Origin of the sequence: Luteibacter sp. 9133 (assembly GCF_000800155.1) — a bacterium.
GTDB lineage: Bacteria > Pseudomonadota > Gammaproteobacteria > Xanthomonadales > Rhodanobacteraceae > Luteibacter > Luteibacter mycovicinus.
On the sequence record NZ_JUHO01000001.1, the window covers coordinates 1,497,343 to 1,516,498 of the forward strand.

Consider the following 19,156-nt stretch of genomic DNA (forward strand, 5'->3'; position numbering starts at 1 on the left):
AGCGCCGCAGGTCTTGAAATGGACGTCCAATCGCACAGGTTGACAAACTTGCGACGCGGTGCAACAAATGACATCCGGGCCACTGCCAACCATGCCGTTCCGGCGGCTTACTTCAGGTGTAACACGCTCCCAGTGAACGCATACGACTTCCACGCGCACACCCTCCCGATGACGTCGCCGGCCATGCCGCGATGTTCGGTGGCGGCATGCGCGTGTCGTTCGTGTCGACTGGTCTGAGCGACCCACACCGCGCGTACTGCGCGTTCCGCTAAACCCGCGGAGCACATCTCGCCATTTTCTCCGTCACGTCGACGGGTGACGCCCCGGAGCGTTGCCGCGACCTGCCGTCACTCATTTCCGTCGCCCCCGGGGCGTCGGCGCACTTTCCGTTTCCAGGGGAATTCCGTACCCATGTTGTCTTTCGCTCATCGCCGCAAGCCGTTGTTTGTTGCACTCGCCGTCGCGCTCAGCGCCTCGACCGTCCATGCGCAACAGGCCGCGCCGGCCGACACGACCGAGCCCGCCAAACCCAGCAACCTCGACACCGTCATCGTCACCGGTACGCGCAGCACCGAGCGCACCGTATCGAGCTCGCTGCAACCGATTGACGTGATCACCCCGCAGCAGCTGCAGCAGAGTGGGGCCACCCAGCTCGCGGCGGCGCTGGCGCGTCTGGTGCCCTCCCTCAACTTCCCGCAGCCGACCACCATCAGCGGGGCAGAAGTGGCCCGGCCGGTGACACTGCGCGGTCTCAGCCCGGATCAGGTCCTGGTGCTGATCGACGGCAAGCGGCAGCATTCGGGCGCCTTTCTCAACCTCGGTGGCGCCATCGGCCGCGGTTCGAACCCCGTCGACCTGAACGCCATTCCCGTGTCGGCGATCGAGCGTATCGAGGTGCTGCGAGACGGCCAGTCGGCACGTTACGGTTCCGACGCCATCGGCGGTGTGATCAACGTGATCCTGAAAAAGTCGGGTACGGGTGGCCAGGTGACGGCCAAGTTCGGCGGCTATGACGCGGGCGATGGCCTGCAGCGACAGCTCTCGGCGGATACCGGTTTCAAGCTGGGCGACAAGGGCTCGATCCATGTGGCGATCGATACCCAGAACAACGATGGCAGCAATCGCGCAGGGCGCGATCAGACCGCGGCGTCGGTCGGTACCACGTACGGCAAGAAGGTGTACTGGCTCGGCGATCCGGCCGTGCAGTCGAACAAGGTGTCCGTGGTCGGGCAGTACGAGTTCAGCAAGGCGGCCGAGGTCTATTTCGAAGCGCTTTACCGGCGTGACCGCGACGAAACCGCCAGCCTCTATCGTCACCGCGGTGATTCGACCAATGTCGCCTCGATCTATCCCAGCGGCTACCTGCCGGTGAGCATTCCGATCGTCAACGACACCACGCTGACCGCGGGCCTGCGCGGTGAGCTGGGCGACGGCTGGCATTACGATGCCTCGGTCAGCCATGGTTCGAACGAGTACGACCAGCGCAGTCATTCGATCAACGCCGACTATTACAGGGCGTTCGGTGAGACGCCGTTCTTCATCCAGGGGGCCGATTACAAGACCAATCAGCAGGTCGCCAACCTCGATATCAGCAAGGAAATCACGACATCGTGGCTGCCCAATCCCGTCAGCGTGTCGTTTGGCGCGGAGTATCTGCGTCAGGCTTACAAGGTGACGCCGGGCGATGCCGTCTCGCAGTACGGTGCGAACGGAGGTATCACGGGCGACCTGCAGGGCAACTGGCAGCGGCATGACACGTCCGAGTACATCGATCTCGAGACGAACCTGACCGACCGTTTCGCCGTGTCGCTGGCGGGACGCCACGAGAACTACAGCGATTTCGGCGGCACGACGTCCGGATCGTTGTCCGGTCGTTTCGACTTCACGCCGCGCGTCGCCGTCCGCGGCAGCGTCGGCACCGGATTCCGTGCGCCGACGCTGGTGCAGCAGCACTATGCGGATATCTCCTCGCAGTTGCAGGACCTGGGGCAGGGACAGGTGCTGGTGCAATCCGGTACGTTCCCGGTGGATGCGGCAGCCGCCAGTCTTCTGGGTGCAGAGAAGCTGAAGCCCGAGAAGTCGCGCAGCGCCACGCTCGGCCTCGTGCTCGAGCCGCTCAACGGCTGGAACGTCAGCGTCGATGCGTACTACATCAAGATCAACAATCGCATCAATCTGTCGTCGAACATTCCGGTCAGCACACCGGCCGTCAACGCCTACCTCGCCGCCAACGGCGTGGACGCGAACTATCAGTCGATTCGTTACTTCACCAATGCGGTGGACACGCGCACGCGCGGCCTCGATGTCGTGAGCCAGTACGGCTTCGATTTCGCCAACGGCGATCGCCTCAACACCACCGTGGGCTGGGCGTACAACGAAAACGAGGTGACCCGGGTCAAGCCGAATCCGGCCATCCTCGATGAGCTCGGCGTGGCGGTGCAGCGTGTGGAGCGTCGCGAGCGTCTCGGCCTGTTGGGCGATACCAATCCGCGCACCAAGCTCGACGTCGGCTTCGATTACCTGCACGGCCGCTGGGCGGGTCACGCCAACGTGCAGCGCTACGGCAGTTATACCGTCTACAGCAACAGTGGCAATGCGCTGGACCAGAACTTCGATCATCGCTGGACGCTGGATCTCTCGGCCGATTACAACATCGACCACTGGACCCTGAGCGCCGGTGCGGACAACGCGTTCAATGCGCGCCCGGAGCAGGTCAAGTACGCTAATTCCACCAGCGGCAACTTCAAGTACAGCCTGTTCTCACCGCTGAGCTGGAACGGGCGTTACTACTACGCCAGCGCCACGTACCGGTGGGACTGATGCGCATGCGTACGCTATTTTTCGCCCTTTCCCTCACCGTCGCCGCTGGCGCCCATGCCGCTCCCGCCGAACCGACCGCCGGCTTCGGCGGCGCCTCGACGCAGGCGGAACGCGACGTGGAGCAGCGTGTCGACGCGTCCATCGGCAGCGCCGATCTCGACGGCTGGTTGCGGCGGTTGACGTCGGCGCCCAACCAGGTCGGGTCGCCGCATAACGACGACAACGCGCGCTTCATCGCGGACAGCCTGCGTCAGTGGGGCTGGGACGTGAAGGTTGAAGCGACCCGTGTGCTTGTCGCCTATCCCACCGTGCAGAAGCTTTCGTTGCTGGGCGGCGAGCACTATGCGGCGGACTTCACCGAGCCCGCGGTCGCCGGCGATCCGGACACGGCGAAGCGGGATGGCGTGCTGCCGGGCATGGAGTCGTACAGCCCGGACGGCGCGGTCGATGCGCCGCTGATCTACGTCAATGAGGGCCTGGCCAAGGACTACGCCGAGCTCGAACGCGCGGGCGAGTCCGTGAAAGGCAAGGTGGTCCTGATCAAGTCGAGCGGTGCCGGGCGCTGGGTGAAGCCACGTCTTGCGCAGGAGCACGGCGCGGTCGGCGTGGTGATCTACTCCGATCCGGAAGCCGACGGCTTCGTGAAGGGCGACGTGTACCCGGACGGCGCGTGGCGCACGCCGCGTACCGTGCAGCGCGGCACGCTCGGCATCGACAGCGTGCTGGATGCGGCAAGTGCGAAGACGATCCAGGCCGCGAAGCACACGGCGGACCTGACGATTCCTGTGGTTACCATCGGCTATGGCGACGCCGAACACTTCCTGCGGGCGCTCGGCGGGCAGGCCGTGCCGGACCGCTGGCAGGGCGGTCTGCCGCTGACCTATCACGTGGGGGGCAATGCACGTGTTCATCTGGAAGTCCGTTCGCCGTGGGAGTGGCGCACGCTGCACAACGTGATTGCCACGTTGCGCGGCAGCGAGCATCCCGACGAGTGGGTGATTCGCGGCGTGCATCATGACGCCTGGATCTACGGCGCGTGGGATCCTCTCGCGGGCACGACGGCCCTGCTGGCCGAGGCCAGGGCTATCGGCGAGCTGGCCAGGGCAGGCGTGCGACCGAAGCGCACCCTGGTGTTCGCCAGCTGGGATGGCGAAGAGCTGGGCATCCTGGGCTCCAAGGCCTGGACCGCGCAGCACGCCGCCGAGCTGTCGAAAAAGGCCGTGTTCTACCTCAATAACGACACCACCGGGCGGGGCTTCCTCGCCGCGCAGGGTGACCCGTCGCTTTCCACTCTGATCGACGGCGTGGCCGCCGATCTGCAGGATCCGGAAACCGGCGCCACCGTCCAGGCACGTCGCCTGGCCAAGCGTGCGGTGGATGCGGCGGAGAAGGGAAAGGATGTTTCCGGCCCAATCATCCCGTCGCGTGTGGGTACGGGCTCCGATTACCTGTCGTTTGCGCATCGTCTCGGCGTGCCGTCGCTGCACGTTCGCTATGGCTATGACCGCGACGGGGACGACGAGAGTGTGCCGGTGTACCACTCGCTCTATGACACGTACACGCATTACCAGCGCTTCGGCGATCCCGGCCTTGCGTATGTCGGCTTGCTGGCGAAAACCAACGCGCGACTCGTCCTGCGTGTCGCCAATGCGGACGTGCTGCCGTGGCGATACACCGGCTTTGCCACGGCGCTCGGCAAGGACATCGACCGCTTGCAGGCGAGCTCGGAAACGGCGCACAAGGAAGCGCAGCGCCATAACGCCCTGGTGGACGACGGTTCGTACCACCTGGCCGATGTGGCCTATCGGAAGCTGCAGCCGCCCACGCGCGTGGACGATGCGTGGCAGGCGGTGAATCTCGATGCCCTGCGGGACGCCCAGCGCGACCTATTGGTGGCCGCTACCGCGTTCGACGCGGCCGCGACCGCCGCCGGAGCATCGGGGGCGCCTCCGCTCTCATCGGCGCAGACGGCGAAGGTCAACCGTTCGCTGCGAGATGTGGCGCCCGCGTTCCTCCAGACATCGGGCTTGCCCCAGCGCACCTGGTATCGGCACCTGCTGCAGGCCCCGGGTCGCAAGGAGGGCGAAGACGTCGCGCCGCTTCCGGGTATCGGTGACGCCATCGACGCGAAAGCCTGGGATCAGGCGAGTGCGGAAGTGACCCTCACCGCCAACGCGACCCGGAAGGCCGCCGAGGCTTTGCGTCAGGCGACTGTGACGCTGACGCAGCCGTAAGAGGTTATAGTCCGCCGCATTCGCCGGGTGGACAGCTTTTTTCATGACCGAAACGCCGCAAAAATCAGCGCCTCATCGCAGGAAAGTGTGGGGTCCGATCCGCTACGCCCACGCCCGCCCACGCCTGCTGGTGGGCGCCGCCGTGGCGGTGGTTGCCGCGGCGGCGCTGGAATTCAGCGGCATGCCACGGTCGTTGCCGCTGCTGCTGGGATTCGATCTGGGTGCCGTCGTGTACTTCGTCCTGCTTTTGCGGATATTCGTCGGTGCCAGTCCGGCCACCATGCGGCGGCAGGCGAAGCAACAGGACACCGGCCGGTGGACCACGCTGCTCAGTGGTGTGGTCCTCTCCGCCGTCGTGCTCGGCGCGGTCACGACGGAGCTGAACTCCAGCGACAAGGGCGGGGCACTGGCCATCGCGGTGGCCGCGACCACCATCATCCTGGCGTGGACCTTCATGAATACCCTGTTCTCCCTGCATTACGCCCACGGGTATTACGGAGAGTTCGGCAAGCCACACCAGGGGCTCGATTTCCCCGGTGATGAGGAACCCGATTACTGGGATTTCGCCTATTTCGCCTTCACCATCGGCATGACTTTCCAGGTCTCCGATGTCCAGATCACCACCCGGTACCTGCGCCGGATCGGGCTGATGCACAGCGCGATCGCGTTCTTCTTCAACGTCTTCATCATCGCCATCAGCGTGAACATCGCCGCCGGCAAGGCCTGATCGGGAATAAGTTCACCCCCTACTGCCCATTTTTCTTATTGACGCGACGCCGCAAACGCGGTGTCCTTCGATTAGCCGTCCATACGGCAGGGGCCCTGACGGGCTTGAGAAGAGAAGGGGGAAGCCAAATGACAATCCAGACGTTCGCACGGGCGGCGGGGGTCGCCCTGGTCCTCGTTATCGCCAGTAACGCGGCGGTCGCTCGCTCCGAGGACGACACACCACCCGAGTCGATCTGCTCGGTGCTCGGCACGGCCGCCCGCTACCTCAACACGACGGTGACCGTCCGTGGCGTGGCCAGCAGCGAGGGCAAGACGACGACGCTGTCAGATGCGCAGTGCAAGGGCGCGGTGGACCTCGCAATGGACGACAAGTCCGCGGGTAAGCGGGATGTGTCCTCATTCCGACGCACGGTGAGCAATAAAGGCACCCGTGCCGATGCCACGGTGTTCGGACGCTTCAAGGCGACTGGCGACGCGCAGCATCCGTATGCCATCGATGTATACAGCGTGCGTGACGTGAGCGAGCTGCCGGCGGTTGCCGAGGGAAGCTGAGGGCAGCTCCCACGAGGGCAGCGCCCGGTCGTCGATGGGGCCTGCCCCTGTCGGCGCCGCCGTTCACCCGAGTACCCGAGCCAGATAAGGCGCCGTACGGCTCGTCGTCTCGCTGGCGACCAGCCGCGGTGGCCCGCAGGCGACAATCTTGCCGCCCTCGTCACCCGCGCCGGGACCGACGTCGATCACCCAGTCGGCTCCGGCGACCACGCGCATCTCGTGCTCGACGACGACCACTGTATTGCCGGCCGCCACCAGCTCCTGCAACTGCGCCACCAGCTTGTCCACATCCGACGGATGCAGCCCGGTGGTCGGCTCGTCCAGTACGTAAAGATTGCTCCCGCGCTGCGACCGCTGCAGTTCCGTCGCCAGCTTGATCCGCTGCGCCTCGCCGCCGGATAGTTCCGTGGCGGGTTGTCCGAGGCGCAGGTAGCCAAGCCCGATGTCATAGAGAAGCGACAGCGGCTTCATCACCGCTGGCTCGTCGACGAAAAACTCGCAGGCTTCCTCGACCGTCAGCCGCAGCACGTCGGCGATGTTCTTGCCGTTCCACTGCACTTTCAGCGTGGCCTCGTTGTAGCGCGCACCGTGGCACGCGGGGCAGGGTGCATAGACGCTGGGCATGAAGAGCAGCTCGACGCTGACGAATCCCTCGCCCTCGCAGGTTTCGCAGCGCCCCTTCGCCACGTTGAACGAAAAGCGCCCGGCGTCGTAACGTTTCGCCTTGGCCGCCTTTGTCGCGGCAAACAACTTGCGCACGTGGTCGAAGAGTCCGGTATACGTCGCGAGGTTGGAGCGAGGCGTGCGCCCGATCGGCTTCTGGTCGACCTGGACCAGTCGCGTGATGGCGTCGGCGCCCTTGTGGATGCGACCGCCGGTCTTCGTGATGACGCTGGGTGCCGCGTCATCGCCTTCATCCTCCGGGGCGGGCAGCTCGTGGCCCAGGTGCTCACTGACCAGTTCCACCAGCGCCTGGCTGACCAGACTGGACTTGCCCGAGCCGGAAATGCCGGTGACCGCGGTAAACAGACCGATGGGGAAGGCGGCATCCAGATTATGGAGGTTGTTGCGTGTGATGCCGCGGAGATCGAGCCAGCGCGATGCCGGGCGAGGTGACCGCTCGAGAGGCCGCTCGTGACCGAACAGATAACGCGCGGTACGCGACAGCGCCACATCGGCGAGACCATCGGGAGGACCGCTGTAAAGAATCTCGCCGCCGCGCTCGCCTGCATCCGGGCCGACGTCGACCAGCCAGTCAGCGCGACGCATGACGTCCATATCGTGCTCGACGACGAAGATCGTATTGCCCGATCGCTTCAGTTGCTCCAGCGCGGTGAGCAAGGCCTCGCCATCCGCCGGGTGAAGGCCGGCCGACGGTTCGTCGAGCACGTAGACGACGCCGAACAGGTTCGATCGGATCTGCGTGGCCAGGCGAAGCCGCTGCAACTCGCCGGGTGACAGCGTGGGACTCGATCGGTCCATCGACAGGTAGCCAAGGCCGAGTGCCTGGAGCGTACCCACGCGGGCAACGAGATCCTGTGCGATGCGCTGAGCAGCGATACGTTTTTCCTCGGACAGGTTGGGGGTGCGCCGCACGTCCGATGACCCGTCGTGCGCGGCGCCGCCGGCGGCTACGCGCTTCGCATTCGCGCGCTTGCCCGCGGCGCGGCTGCGTGTCGTCGACTCGGCCAAATCGTCGAACCGCCCCTCGGCTGCCGGTTTCAACGTATCGACGAGTGCATCGAATGACAACGCGGACAGGCTTCCGATGTCCAGCCCTGCAAAAGTCACGGACAACGACTCGCGCTTCAGGCGCTTCCCATCGCAGACCGGGCAAACGCTGCCGATCATGTAGCGCGACACGCGCTTCTTCATGAGCGGACTTTGCGTCGTGCTGAAGGTGTGCAGCACGTAACGCCGCGCACCCATGTACGTGCCCATGTAGCTGGGTTCGGTCTTTCGCTTCAGTGCCGCGCGGGTTTCCGCTGGCGTGAAGCCGGCATAGACCGGGACCGTCGGGGTTTCCTCGGTGAACAGAATCCAGTCGCGCTGCTTCTTTGGCAGGTCCTTCCAGGGCACGTCCACGTCGTAGCCGAGGGTGACCAGAATGTCGCGCAGGTTCTGACCGTGCCATGCCGGTGGCCATGACGCGATGGCGCGTTCGCGCAGGGTCAGCGTGGGATCCGGCACCATCGACGCCTCCGTCACCTCGTACACGCGGCCCAGGCCGTGGCAGTGCGGGCAGGCACCTTGCGGCGTGTTGGGCGAGAAATCCTCGGCGAACAACATGGCCTGGCCGGCGGGGTACGAGCCCGCACGCGAGTAGAGCATGCGCACGAGACTCGACAGCGTGGTTACGCTACCCACCGATGAGCGTGCTCCGGGCGTGCCGCGCTGCTGCTGCAATGCCACCGCGGGCGGCAGCCCCTCGATTTCGTCGACGTCCGGCACGCCGACCTGGTCGATCAGGCGTCGCGCATAAGGCGCCACCGACTCGAAGTAGCGTCGCTGCGCTTCCGCGTACAGCGTCCCGAAAGCGAGTGACGACTTGCCCGATCCCGACACCCCGGAGAACACGACGAGCGAGTCGCGAGGGATCACGACGTCGATGTTCTTGAGGTTGTGCTCGCGTGCGCCACGTACACGCACGAAGCCATGGAGGTCGGTCGAAGAGGGCGGGGATCTACGCTTGGTCATCCAGGGATTATCGCAGCCCCGGCTTGCGGTTCCCGTGAAATCAGGTGTGCAGGGGCACGCCCTTCGTGGCTTTCTCGATCGCCTTGCGAGGCCCGCGTAACGCGATGCCGACGAGGCGGGGCGCGTCGGCATCTTCCGCCAGGAAGGCTTCGCGGTTGGCGGCGTCGTGGCCGGTGGAGAACATCGCCTCGACATAGATCGCGCGGGTCACGTCGCGTTCGATGGCGACGCGATGCGCATGGGCGAGCTGCGTCGCATCGGCACCGAACACGAGCATCGGCTGCCCGAGCAGGCGCGCGTAGTGACGTCCGGCCGCATCGATGTATGGCTCGCCCATGGCATCCGCCGCCGCTCCGGCGATGCCGGTGGCCAGGAAGGCGGTGACGTTGAGCTTCTGCCATGTCAGCAAGTCGCTGCGGACGAGGATGGCGACGCGGGTGTCGAAGGTGGTCATGTCAAAGATTCTTCGCAGTCTGTTAGGCTGATTCAGTAAAACGCCGAATGTCATTCGGCGAAAGGGCAACAGACTGCCATGACGAAAAAAACGAAAGCCATTCCGGGCGATACCCCCGACGCGGTCCGGCTCGACGCGATCGACCGAAAATTATTAGGCGCGCTCTCCACCGATGCCACCCTCAGCTACGCGGAGCTGGCCGAACGGCTGCATCTCTCCGCACCCGCGCTGCATGAGCGGGTGAAGCGGCTGCGCAGGGATGGGGTCATTAAGGCCACCGTGGCTGTGCTCGATGGAGTGAAGGTCGGGCGTCCGTTGCTGACCTTCGTCCACGTGGACACGACCAGCTGGGCGGTGACACGCCAGCTGCTGGCGCTGCAGGCCTTTCCCGAGGTGGAGGAAATCCACACCGTGACGGGAGAGAGCGCGATGTTGCTGAAGGTGCGGACGGCCGATACGCGGGGGCTCGAGCACCTCCTGGAGCGGATTCACGCGATGGAGGGATTCAAGGGGACGCGGAGCTATATCGCTCTGTCGACGTATCTGGAGCGGGGGCCGAGTGCGGAGGAGGCTTCCGGGGCGACATAAAAAACCCCGCGGTGCGGGGTTTCTGACGCCGACTTACGGGAGGCTCAGCGATCGCGTCGCGCGCGAACCTTGATCCGCTGCATCCGGCGCTGCTGCATCATATTGAACCAGAAGGCCGTCTCCGTCACGACGCCAGCGGCGACGAGCAGCAACGTCCCTGTGACCGAACCGGCGAGAAAGAACACGACGGCCAGGGCGAACAAGGCGGCGAGGACGAGATAACGTTGGCTCATGGGTGACTCCTGCTTGCTGCGCGGCCCCGGGACCCGGGCGCGGCCTGATTCGATCCTCGGCTACCTACGAGATGGTGTCAATCGCGGAAACGTCAAGGGATTGTGGGCGATTCAGCCACGATAACGTCGCGCATCCACCAGCAGGGTCAGTGCGGGGGAGGTCTGCCGCCGGTTCGGGTCTACACGGTGCTGATAGAGCAGATCGATCTGCTCGATGCCCAGACGCTTGAGCGATCCCTCGGCGGCCTTGCGAATGTTCTCCGGGCGGCTGTCCAGACCCGTCTGCTTGTTCGTTTCCGGATCGAACGCGACGCCGAACTTCGTCGTGATGACGACGCGGTCGCGCATCGGCGCAAGGGCCTTACCGACGATTTCCTCGTTGGTGAACGGGCCATAGACCTCGGCCGTATCGAAGAAATCGACGCCCAGGTCCACCGCCTCGCGGATGAGCTTGACTGACTCGTCGCTGCTCAGCGCGTGGCTATAGCTGAAATTGAGGCCCATGCAGCCAAAGCCGAGGGCTGAGACCTCCAGGCCGCTTTTACCGAGAACGCGCTTTTTCATGGTGATCTCCAGAAGGTAGCCATGACGCCATGCTACCGACCGGGGGTCCAGCCATTAAGTGGGATAAACGGCTCGAGCCTGTGCGGGCAGTTCATCAATGATTTTCCATCAGCCGGCGTGAAACACCGCCTCGATGTTGTGGCCATCCGGATCCAGCACGAAACCGCCGTAATAGCCTTCGTGATAGTGCGAACGCGGGCCCGGCGGACCGTTGTCCCTCGCGCCCGCATCCAGCGCCGTCTGATGAAATAGCCGCACCAGCTGCTGCGAACTCACTCGAAAGGCGACGTGTACCGGCGGCTGATTGGGTGTGCCCTGGTAGATCCAGAAATCCGGCTTGCCGTCTTCGCCGAAACCCGCCACGTCGGTACGTCCCGTTTTCGAGGCGGGGAAGTGCACGATCAGTTCATAGCCGATGGAGGCCAATACGGTCGTATAGAACTGCTTGCTGCGCTCGAAGTCGCTGACGGTGGCGCCGGTGTGGTCGATCATGAGGATCTCCTGGGCGTGGAACGGCTGATCCGCGCAGCTTAGTCGGAATCCGTGGCGGCATCCAAGGCGCCTTTACTGCATCGCAGCGTGTCGCTCGCCGCGTCGCCGCCTACACTCCCGCTGGCCACAGGTGTCCTGCCGCCGCCATTCCGGTGCGCAGGGTGAAACGGGAAGCCGGTCCGATGCCGGCGCTGCCCCCGCAACGGTAGGCGAGAAAACCCGACTCAGAACCACTGCGGCAACGCGGGAAGGTGTCGGGGTGATGCGGATCGCATCGCTCGCAAGCCCGGAGACCGGCCCGTGGTGGGCACCGCTTGCGGTGTCTTCCTCGGGTGTTGCGGTGGGCAACCGGACGAGCTGGCTCGATGCGGCGTCCGTGGCCTCGAACCGACTTGTCTCGCTCACGCACGCCCGGTTTCGCGGGTGAGCGATATGGAGACAAGCATCATGAACGAGATGAATCGTGCCGCGACCGATGTCGCGACCGTCAAACTGCTGATCGACGGTGAGTTCGTCGAGTCGGCGACCCCACAATGGCGCGATGTGGTGAACCCGGCGACGCAGATCGTCCTGGCTCGTGTACCCTTCGCCACGTCCCGGGAGGTGGATGCGGCCGTCGCCGCCGCCCGGCGCGCGTTCGCCACCTGGCGCAAAACGCCCATCGGGACGCGGGCCCGCATCTTCCTCAGGTACCAGCAACTGATCCGCGAACACATGGCGGAACTGGCGGCGATCCTCACGGCGGAGCAGGGCAAGACACTGCCGGACGCCGAAGGCGACGTGTTCCGTGGCCTCGAGGTGGTGGAGCACGCGGCGGCCATCGGCAATCTGCAACTCGGCGAGCTGGCCAACAACGTGGCCGGTGGCGTGGACACGTACACACTGCTGCAGCCGCTGGGTGTCTGCGCCGGCATCACGCCGTTCAACTTTCCGGCGATGATCCCCCTTTGGATGTTTCCGATGGCCATCGCCACGGGAAACACCTTCGTGCTGAAGCCGTCGGAGCAGGACCCGATGGTCACCATGCGGCTGGTCGAGCTGGCGCAGGAGGCGGGCATTCCCAGGGGCGTGCTCAACGTTGTGCACGGGGGCGAGGAGGTGGTCAACGCCATCTGCGATCACGTCGACATCAAGGCGGTGTCTTTCGTCGGATCGACAAAGGTCGGTACGCACGTTTATCACCGTGCATCGCAAGCCGGTAAGCGCGTGCAGTGCATGATGGGGGCGAAAAATCACGCTGTCGTTCTGCCCGACGCCAACAAGGAGCAGACGCTCAATGCCATGGTCGGTGCCGCCTTCGGTGCGGCCGGGCAGCGTTGCATGGCGGCATCGACGGCGGTGCTGGTCGGTAACGCGCGGGAGTGGATTCCCGACATCGTCGCCAGAGCGAAGGCGCTGCGGGTGAACGCAGGCATAGAAGCGGGCACCGATGTCGGTCCACTGATCTCATCAGCAGCGCGTGAGCGCGTGGAGCGCCTGATCGACGCCGGTGTGGTGCAGGGGGCGACGCTGGAGCTCGACGGTCGCGGCTTTCGCGTGCCGGGTTACGACGAGGGCAACTTCGTGGGGCCGACGATTTTCTCGGGCGTGAAGCCTGGCATGCGTATCTACGACGAAGAGATCTTCGGGCCCGTGCTGGTCGTCCTCACGGTCGACACGCTGGACGAAGCGATCGATCTGGTCAACGCCAATCCCAACGGAAACGGTACGGCCGTGTTTACGCAGAGCGGTGCGGCTGCCCGTCGCTTTCAGGAAGACATCGATGTGGGGCAGGTCGGTATCAACGTACCGATCCCGGTGCCGGTGCCGCTGTTCTCCTTCACGGGATCGCGCGCGTCCAAACTAGGCGACCTGGGCCCTTACGGCAAGCAGGCGGTCATGTTCTACACGCAGACCAAGACGATCACGTCGCGCTGGTTCGACGATGACACGCGCGGCCACGGCGTCAATACGACGATCAGTCTCAAGTGATGGCGGCCGTCATGGACATTCCTGTGATGGGGCACGGTTTCGGCTTCAGCGACGAGCAGATGGCGTTTCGCGAGGCGGCGCGCGATTTTGCGGCATCCGAACTGGCGCCGCGTGCGGCGCACTGGGACGCCGAGAGCATCTTTCCGCGTGAGGCCATCGGCAAGGCGGGCGAACTGGGTTTCTGCGGCCTGTATGTCGACGAAGCGGCCGGCGGCAGCGGGCTGACCCGGCTGGATGCGGCGATTGTGTTTGAAGAACTCGCCGCCGCCGATCCATCCACCGCGGCGTTCATCAGTATCCACAACATGGCGACGTGGATGCTGGCGACGCATGCACGTTCTTCGTTGCGTGCCGAATGGGGTCCGACGCTGTGCAGTGGGGCGAAGCTTGCGTCGTACTGCCTGACCGAGCCGGGCGCCGGTTCCGATGCGGCGTCTCTGCAGACGCGCGCCGTGCGTGATGGTGACGCGTACGTGCTCCACGGCAGCAAGGCCTTCATCTCGGGAGCCGGCGCTACCGACATGCTCGTGGTCATGGCCCGCACGGGGGGCGAGGGTGCGCGTGGTATCAGTGCGTTCGCCGTACCCGCCGACGCCGAAGGCATTACGTATGGGCGTAAGGAGGACAAGCTCGGCTGGAACAGTCAGCCTACGCGGGGCATCACGTTCGACGGCGTTCGTGTGCCGGCGTCGAACCTTCTGGGCGAAGAGGGTGAAGGGTTTCGGATTGCCATGAAGGGTCTGGACGGTGGGCGGATCAACATCAGCGCCTGTTCACTCGGTGCCGCACAGGGCGCCCTGGACGCCGCGCGGCGTTATCTCGGTGAGCGGCGGCAGTTCGGGCGCAAGCTGGGCGAGTTCCAGGCCTTGCAGTTCAAGCTGGCCGATATGGCGACCCAGCTGGTCGCCGCTCGACAGATGGTGCACACGGCGGCGCGCAAGCTCGACGCACGCAGTCACGACGCCACGGTGTGGTGCGCCATGGCCAAGCGCTTCGCCACCGATGCGGGATTCAACATCTGCAACGACGCCCTGCAGCTCCATGGCGGCTATGGCTATATTCGCGAGTACCCGATCGAACGGTTGCTGCGCGACAGCCGTGTGCATCAGATACTGGAAGGCACCAACGAAATCATGCGCGTGATCGTGGCGCGCCACTTGCTCAACACTGAAGAGGAGTTGCGATGACCGGTTACAAGGACACCGACTGGACGGGGCTCAGGCTGGCGTTCGAAGGCCACACGGCCATCGTGACGCTGATCAACCCGCCAGCCAACACCTGGACGGTACATAGCCTTTCCGCGCTTCGCGATCTCGTCGCGGCGCTGAATGCGGATCGTGATGTCTACGCCCTGGTGGTGACGGGCGAGGGGGAGAAATTCTTCTCGGCCGGCGCCGATCTCAAGCAGTTCGCGGATGGCGACCGCGCGCTGGCGCGTGAAGCCGCCCGTCGGTTCGGTGAGGCCTTCGAGGCGTTGTCGGCGTTCCGTGGCGTGAGCATCGCGGCCATCAACGGCTATGCGATGGGTGGCGGCCTCGAATGTGCACTCGCATGCGACCTTCGCATCGCCGAGGAACACGCGCAGATGGCCTTGCCGGAAGCGGGTGTGGGACTGCTGCCGTGTGCCGGCGGTACACAGAACCTGCCGCGCCTGGTCGGCGAGGGCTGGGCGAAGCGGATGATCCTGCTCGGCGAGCGAGTCGATGCCGCGACGGCCTTGCGCATCGGATTAGTGGAAGACGTGGTTCCCCCAGGCGAAGGGTTGAATACCGCGCTCGCATGGGCAGCGCGTGCCGCGAAGCAGAGCCCCACCAGCGTGACGGCCTGCAAGCGCCTGGTGCAGGCGACGCGCACTCAGACGCACGCCGCCGCGCTCGTCGCCGAGCGCGAAGCCTTCGTCGACCTGTTCGACAGCGCCGATCAGACGGAGGGCGTACACGCCTTTCTCGAGAAGCGCCCGGCAGAGTGGAAGAACGCATGAGCGACGTGCTGTTCGAAGAGCGCGACGGGCGTGATGGCCGACGTATCGGCATCGCGACGCTCCATGCTCCGAAGACCCTCAACGGGCTCTCACTGACGATGGCGAGCCTGCTGGATGCCCAGCTTCGCGCATGGGCCGACGACGACGCTATCGCGGTGGTCGTCCTGCAGGGAGCCGGCGACAAGGCCTTCTGCGCGGGCGGCGACTTGCATGGCCTGTATCGAAGCATGGTCGACTACCGGGACGCAGGCGGCGGTGAGATCACGCGTAACGCGTATGCCAGTGAGTTCTTTTCGACCGAGTACCGGCTGGACTATCGCATCCACACCTATGCCAAACCGATCCTCTGCTGGGGGCACGGCATCGTCATGGGTGGCGGCATTGGACTGATGGCGGGAGCAAGCCACCGTGTGGTCACCGAGCGGTCGAAGCTCGCCTTCCCGGAAATTACCGTGGGACTCTATCCGGACGTGGGAGGCAGCTGGCTGTTGTCGCGTGTGCCCGATCGCGGCGGCATGTTCCTGGCCCTCACCGGCGCGCCGCTCGGCGCGGGCGATGCCATCCATGCGGGTCTCGCCGACCACTTCATTCCCGAGGATGCGCGTCCGGAGGTCATGAACGCGCTGTCCAACGCGAACTGGTCGAGTTCGGCGAGCGCCAACCACGACAAGCTGACTGCGGTTCTACGCTCCATCGAGCAGCCGGTGTCACCCGGTCCGCTGCAAGCGCACGCGGCTCTGATCCGCGAGGTCTGCGGCAACGAGCGGCTCGACGATATCGTTGGCGCCATCGATGCGATCCAGGATGACGATACCTGGCTGCAGAACGCAAGGACGGCGCTGCTTGGCGGTGCGCCTGGCTCCGCGCGGCTCGGCTTCGAGCTGCAGCGCCGCGCGTCGACGCTTTCTCTCGCCGATACCTTTCGCCTCGAATACATCGTGTCGCTGCATTGCGCCGCACACGGCGATTTCGCGGAGGGCATCCGTGCGCTGCTGATCGACAAGGACCGCCAACCGCGCTGGAACCCGGCAACGCTGGCCGAGGCGACATCGAGCTGGGCCGAATCTTTCTTCAATACACCGTTCAGCGCGGAAGCGCATCCGCTTGCCGATCTGGGCAGTCAACCGGAGTCGTACGCATGAGTCGCATCGCTTTTATCGGGCTGGGCAACATGGGTGGCCCGATGGCCGCGAATCTGCTCAAGGCAGGGCATGCCCTGCGGGTCTTCGACCTCGTTCAGTCGGCGGTCGATACGGCGGTTGCCGCAGGAGCCTCCGCGTCGGCGAGCGCTGCCAATGCGGTGAGCGACGCTGAGATCGTCATCTCGATGCTTCCCGCCAGCCGGCATGTGGAAGCGCTTTATCTGGGAGACGCGGGGCTGCTGGCCGCCATTCCCGATGGTGCACTCGTCGTCGATTGCAGCACGATCGCACCGGCATCGGCGAAAAAGGTCGCGCAGGCGGCCCATGGTCGCGGGCTGGCGATGATCGATGCGCCGGTTTCTGGCGGCACGGCAGGTGCGGCAATGGGAACGTTGACGTTCATCGTCGGGGGTGACGCCGCGGTGCTGGATCGTGCGCGGCCCGTATTAGAAGCTATGGGGAAAAACATCTTCCACGTCGGCGCGAGCGGTGCGGGGCAGGTGGCCAAGCTATGCAACAACATGGCGCTCGGCGTGATCATGGCCGTTACCGGTGAAGCACTCGCCCTGGGCGTCGCGCACGGTCTCGACGCGGGCGTGCTGTCGCAGATGATGGCGGTGAGCACGGGGCGCAGCTGGGCTACCGAGGTGTGCAATCCGTGGCCGGGTGTGCTGCCGAACGCGCCGGCATCGCGTGGTTACACCGGTGGCTTCGGCAACGATCTGATGTTGAAGGATCTCGGGCTGGTCACCGAGGCGGCAGTCGGTGTGGGGGCCTCGATTCCACTCGGGGAGCTGGCGCGCAATCTTTATGCGTTGAATAGTAAGGCGGGGAATGGGGAGCTGGATTTCTCCAGCGTGATCAGGCTGATGTCAGCTGCGCAAGACGATCCTGGCAAGCCTCGCGCACCAACTGTCTGAGCCAGCGATGTCCAGCCTCGTTCTCCAGCCTTGGATGCCACATCTGCGACACCGTGATGGTCGGCGTTTCGACCGGCAGGTCGAAGACGCGAACGGTATCGGGCGGGCTGGCAAGAAACGAGGCCGGAACCAGCCCGATCAGGTCGGATGCCAGCGTCACCGCCAGAGCCGCCTGACAGCTCGGCACGACCGAAACGACGTCGCGCTGAAGACCCCTTGCGGCCAAGGCGGCATCGACCGGACCCTCGCTGCGGCCTGCACGTGAGGCGACAACGTGGCCGTACGCCACGTACGACTCGGGCGTCATCGGATCGACATCGGCCAGCGGATGGCCGCGCCGGATCACACCGACGAAACGGTCGCGAAACAACGCCTGCACGCGGACTTCGGGTCCCATGCCGCCGAGGACGCCGATCTCGAGATCGGCCAGTCCTTCGCGGAGCGGCACCGCGGACTTCTCCGCTTTCGGGGCGAAACGCAAGCGGACGCCAGGCGCTGCGCGGCTGGCCGCGCCGATGAGTTCGGCCGCAAACACCTCGACAAATCCATCGTTGGCGCGGATCGTAAACGTGCGCCGGAGGGAGGCGATCCCGTCTTCGGTGACCGCCGGGCGGAGAACGCTTCGCGTGTCCTGGAGCAGGCCGTGGGCGCGTTCGCGCAGAGCTTCGGCGTGCGGCGTCAGCACCATACGCCTCCCGGCCCGGACCAGCAGTTCGTCCTGTGTGGCGGCGCGCAAGCGCGTCAGCGTGCGACTCATGGCCGACGCGCTGAGCCCCAGGCGTCGTGACGCGCCTGCGACGCTCGCTTCGGCCAGCAGAGCGTCAAGGGCGACGAGGAGGTTGAGGTCGGGTTCGTCCATGACCCATCGTATCGCGATCGGATCAGATAAGGCGTTTGGTGCAGGTATGGACTGACTGTCGCGCGTCTTCCGCCCCGGTTGCGTCGTCGCTACGTTGGGAGGACCGGCCCGGAGCGCGGGCCCCTCGTAACCGGAGTAGCTCATGCAAGCACCGTCCTCACAGAAAACCATTCTCCTGATTGGCGCGTCGCGCGGCCTCGGATTCGCGATGGTCGAGGAATACCTCGGGCGTGGCTGGCACGTCATCGCTACGGGGCGGGCCAGCTCAACCGGAAAGCTGCGTGAACTGGCAGCGTCGTCCGACGGCGCACTTGAAGTCGAGGTCCTCGATACGACCGTGGTCGAGGATGTCGCCGCCCTCAAGGCCCGACTGTCATCGCGGACGGTGGACGTGCTTTTCGTCAACGCGGGGGTGACCAACGATGACGCGGAGACGATAGCCGACGTGTCCACCGACGAGTTCATCCGCGTGATGGTCACCAATGCGCTCAGTCCCATGCGCGTGATCGAGTCCCTGCAGGATCTTGTGACAGTCGACGGGACGATCGGGATCATGTCGTCAGGGCAGGGCAGCCTCACCAACAACACCAACGGCAATCACGAGGTTTACCGAGGCAGCAAGGCCGCACTCAACATGTTCATGCGCAGCTTCGCCGCACGTCACAAGGACGACCCGCGCACGCTCTTGCTCATGGCGCCGGGCTGGGTTCGCACCGACATGGGCGGCCCTGAGGCGCGTCTGACCATTCAGGAGAGCATTCCGAACCTGGTCGACACCATGACGACGTATGCGGGGCGCCAGGGGCTGCATTACCTCGACTATCTGGGGCGTGTCGTGCCCTGGTGAGCGGGAAAAGCAGCGCGACGCTCCGGTCAAGGTATCCCGCTCTAGCGTTAGGTGCCGTGGCGAACCTTCTTTC

At 65.1% G+C, this 19,156-nt stretch carries 16 protein-coding genes, 1 pseudogene and 1 riboswitch; of the genes and pseudogenes, 11 read left to right on the forward strand and 6 right to left on the reverse strand.

The genetic code is table 11. From position 1 onward, the window contains the following. Positions 1 to 411 precede the first annotated feature (411 nt). From FA87_RS06480 to FA87_RS06495, 4 genes are all read left to right on the forward strand, one after another. The gene (locus FA87_RS06480) at positions 412 to 2,820 is read left to right on the forward strand and encodes a TonB-dependent receptor (RefSeq protein WP_043693191.1); all 2,409 of its coding nucleotides are present in this window, start codon (positions 412 to 414) and stop codon (positions 2,818 to 2,820) included. Between the two features lie 5 nt (positions 2,821 to 2,825). Beyond that, positions 2,826 to 5,054 carry a transferrin receptor-like dimerization domain-containing protein gene (locus FA87_RS06485; protein ID WP_043697571.1) on the forward strand — a complete coding sequence of 743 codons (2,229 nt, stop codon included), beginning with the start codon at positions 2,826 to 2,828 and terminating at the stop codon, positions 5,052 to 5,054. Between the two features lie 85 nt (positions 5,055 to 5,139). Further along, positions 5,140 to 5,781, forward strand: a complete 642-nt coding sequence (locus tag FA87_RS06490) for a DUF1345 domain-containing protein (RefSeq protein WP_239708999.1) — start codon at positions 5,140 to 5,142, stop codon at positions 5,779 to 5,781. A gap of 128 nt (positions 5,782 to 5,909) precedes the next feature. After that, positions 5,910 to 6,335: a hypothetical protein gene (locus tag FA87_RS06495; RefSeq protein ID WP_036114334.1), complete on the forward strand. Its 426-nt coding sequence runs from the start codon at positions 5,910 to 5,912 to the stop codon at positions 6,333 to 6,335. Positions 6,336 to 6,398: 63 nt separating this feature from the next. Here the strand turns inward: FA87_RS06495 and FA87_RS06500 are convergent, their stop codons facing one another. Together FA87_RS06500 and FA87_RS06505 are read right to left on the reverse strand one after the other, a co-directional pair. Next, positions 6,399 to 9,032, reverse strand: a complete 2,634-nt coding sequence (locus tag FA87_RS06500; protein WP_043693197.1) for an excinuclease ABC subunit UvrA — start codon at positions 9,030 to 9,032, stop codon at positions 6,399 to 6,401. 40 nt (positions 9,033 to 9,072) lie between these two features. Further along, positions 9,073 to 9,486 carry a DUF2000 family protein gene (locus FA87_RS06505; protein WP_043693200.1) on the reverse strand — a complete coding sequence of 138 codons (414 nt, stop codon included), beginning with the start codon at positions 9,484 to 9,486 and terminating at the stop codon, positions 9,073 to 9,075. A gap of 78 nt (positions 9,487 to 9,564) precedes the next feature. Here FA87_RS06505 and FA87_RS06510 point away from each other — a divergent pair, with 78 nt between their 5' ends. Further along, on the forward strand, positions 9,565 to 10,074 hold the full coding sequence (locus FA87_RS06510) for an Lrp/AsnC family transcriptional regulator (RefSeq protein WP_043693203.1): 510 nt from the start codon (positions 9,565 to 9,567) through the stop codon (positions 10,072 to 10,074). A gap of 44 nt (positions 10,075 to 10,118) precedes the next feature. Here FA87_RS06510 and FA87_RS06515 read toward each other — a convergent pair whose 3' ends face one another. From FA87_RS06515 to FA87_RS06525, 3 genes and pseudogenes are all read right to left on the reverse strand, one after another. After that, positions 10,119 to 10,307 (reverse strand): hypothetical protein, encoded by a 189-nt coding sequence (locus FA87_RS06515; RefSeq protein WP_043693206.1) that lies wholly within the window; start codon positions 10,305 to 10,307, stop codon positions 10,119 to 10,121. Positions 10,308 to 10,478: 171 nt separating this feature from the next. Further along, positions 10,479 to 10,871: pseudogene (locus FA87_RS06520) on the reverse strand (aldo/keto reductase); the annotation flags it as partial. 108 nt (positions 10,872 to 10,979) lie between these two features. Then, positions 10,980 to 11,363: a VOC family protein gene (locus FA87_RS06525; RefSeq protein ID WP_043693207.1), complete on the reverse strand. Its 384-nt coding sequence runs from the start codon at positions 11,361 to 11,363 to the stop codon at positions 10,980 to 10,982. A gap of 111 nt (positions 11,364 to 11,474) precedes the next feature. Beyond that, positions 11,475 to 11,680: riboswitch (cobalamin riboswitch) on the forward strand. Positions 11,681 to 11,819: 139 nt separating this feature from the next. On the opposite strand from FA87_RS06525, the gene FA87_RS06530 reads away from it, so the two are divergent. The 5 genes from FA87_RS06530 to mmsB are packed head-to-tail and all read left to right on the forward strand — an operon-like array spanning position 11,820 to position 17,377. Beyond that, entirely contained in the window at positions 11,820 to 13,334 is a 1,515-nt protein-coding gene (locus tag FA87_RS06530) for a CoA-acylating methylmalonate-semialdehyde dehydrogenase (RefSeq protein ID WP_043697574.1), read from the forward strand. An 11-nt stretch (positions 13,335 to 13,345) separates the two neighbouring features. Beyond that, positions 13,346 to 14,521 (forward strand): acyl-CoA dehydrogenase family protein, encoded by a 1,176-nt coding sequence (locus FA87_RS06535; protein WP_052191494.1) that lies wholly within the window; start codon positions 13,346 to 13,348, stop codon positions 14,519 to 14,521. Continuing rightward, entirely contained in the window at positions 14,518 to 15,315 is a 798-nt protein-coding gene (locus tag FA87_RS06540) for an enoyl-CoA hydratase (RefSeq protein WP_043693209.1), read from the forward strand. The genes FA87_RS06535 and FA87_RS06540 overlap by 4 nt, the downstream gene beginning before the upstream one ends. After that, the gene (locus FA87_RS06545) at positions 15,312 to 16,457 is read left to right on the forward strand and encodes an enoyl-CoA hydratase/isomerase family protein (protein ID WP_043693211.1); all 1,146 of its coding nucleotides are present in this window, start codon (positions 15,312 to 15,314) and stop codon (positions 16,455 to 16,457) included. Before FA87_RS06540 ends, FA87_RS06545 begins: the two co-directional genes overlap by 4 nt. Continuing rightward, positions 16,454 to 17,377 carry a 3-hydroxyisobutyrate dehydrogenase gene (gene mmsB / locus FA87_RS06550; protein ID WP_052191187.1) on the forward strand — a complete coding sequence of 308 codons (924 nt, stop codon included), beginning with the start codon at positions 16,454 to 16,456 and terminating at the stop codon, positions 17,375 to 17,377. Before FA87_RS06545 ends, mmsB begins: the two co-directional genes overlap by 4 nt. Here the strand turns inward: mmsB and FA87_RS06555 are convergent. After that, on the reverse strand, positions 17,319 to 18,236 hold the full coding sequence (locus FA87_RS06555) for a LysR family transcriptional regulator (protein WP_043693214.1): 918 nt from the start codon (positions 18,234 to 18,236) through the stop codon (positions 17,319 to 17,321). The genes mmsB and FA87_RS06555 overlap by 59 nt on opposite strands. Positions 18,237 to 18,378: 142 nt before the next feature. Here FA87_RS06555 and FA87_RS06560 point away from each other — a divergent pair, with 142 nt between their 5' ends. Further along, complete coding sequence (locus tag FA87_RS06560; protein ID WP_043693217.1) at positions 18,379 to 19,083, forward strand: SDR family NAD(P)-dependent oxidoreductase; 705 nt, start codon at positions 18,379 to 18,381, stop codon at positions 19,081 to 19,083. Positions 19,084 to 19,156: the final 73 nt, after the last annotated feature.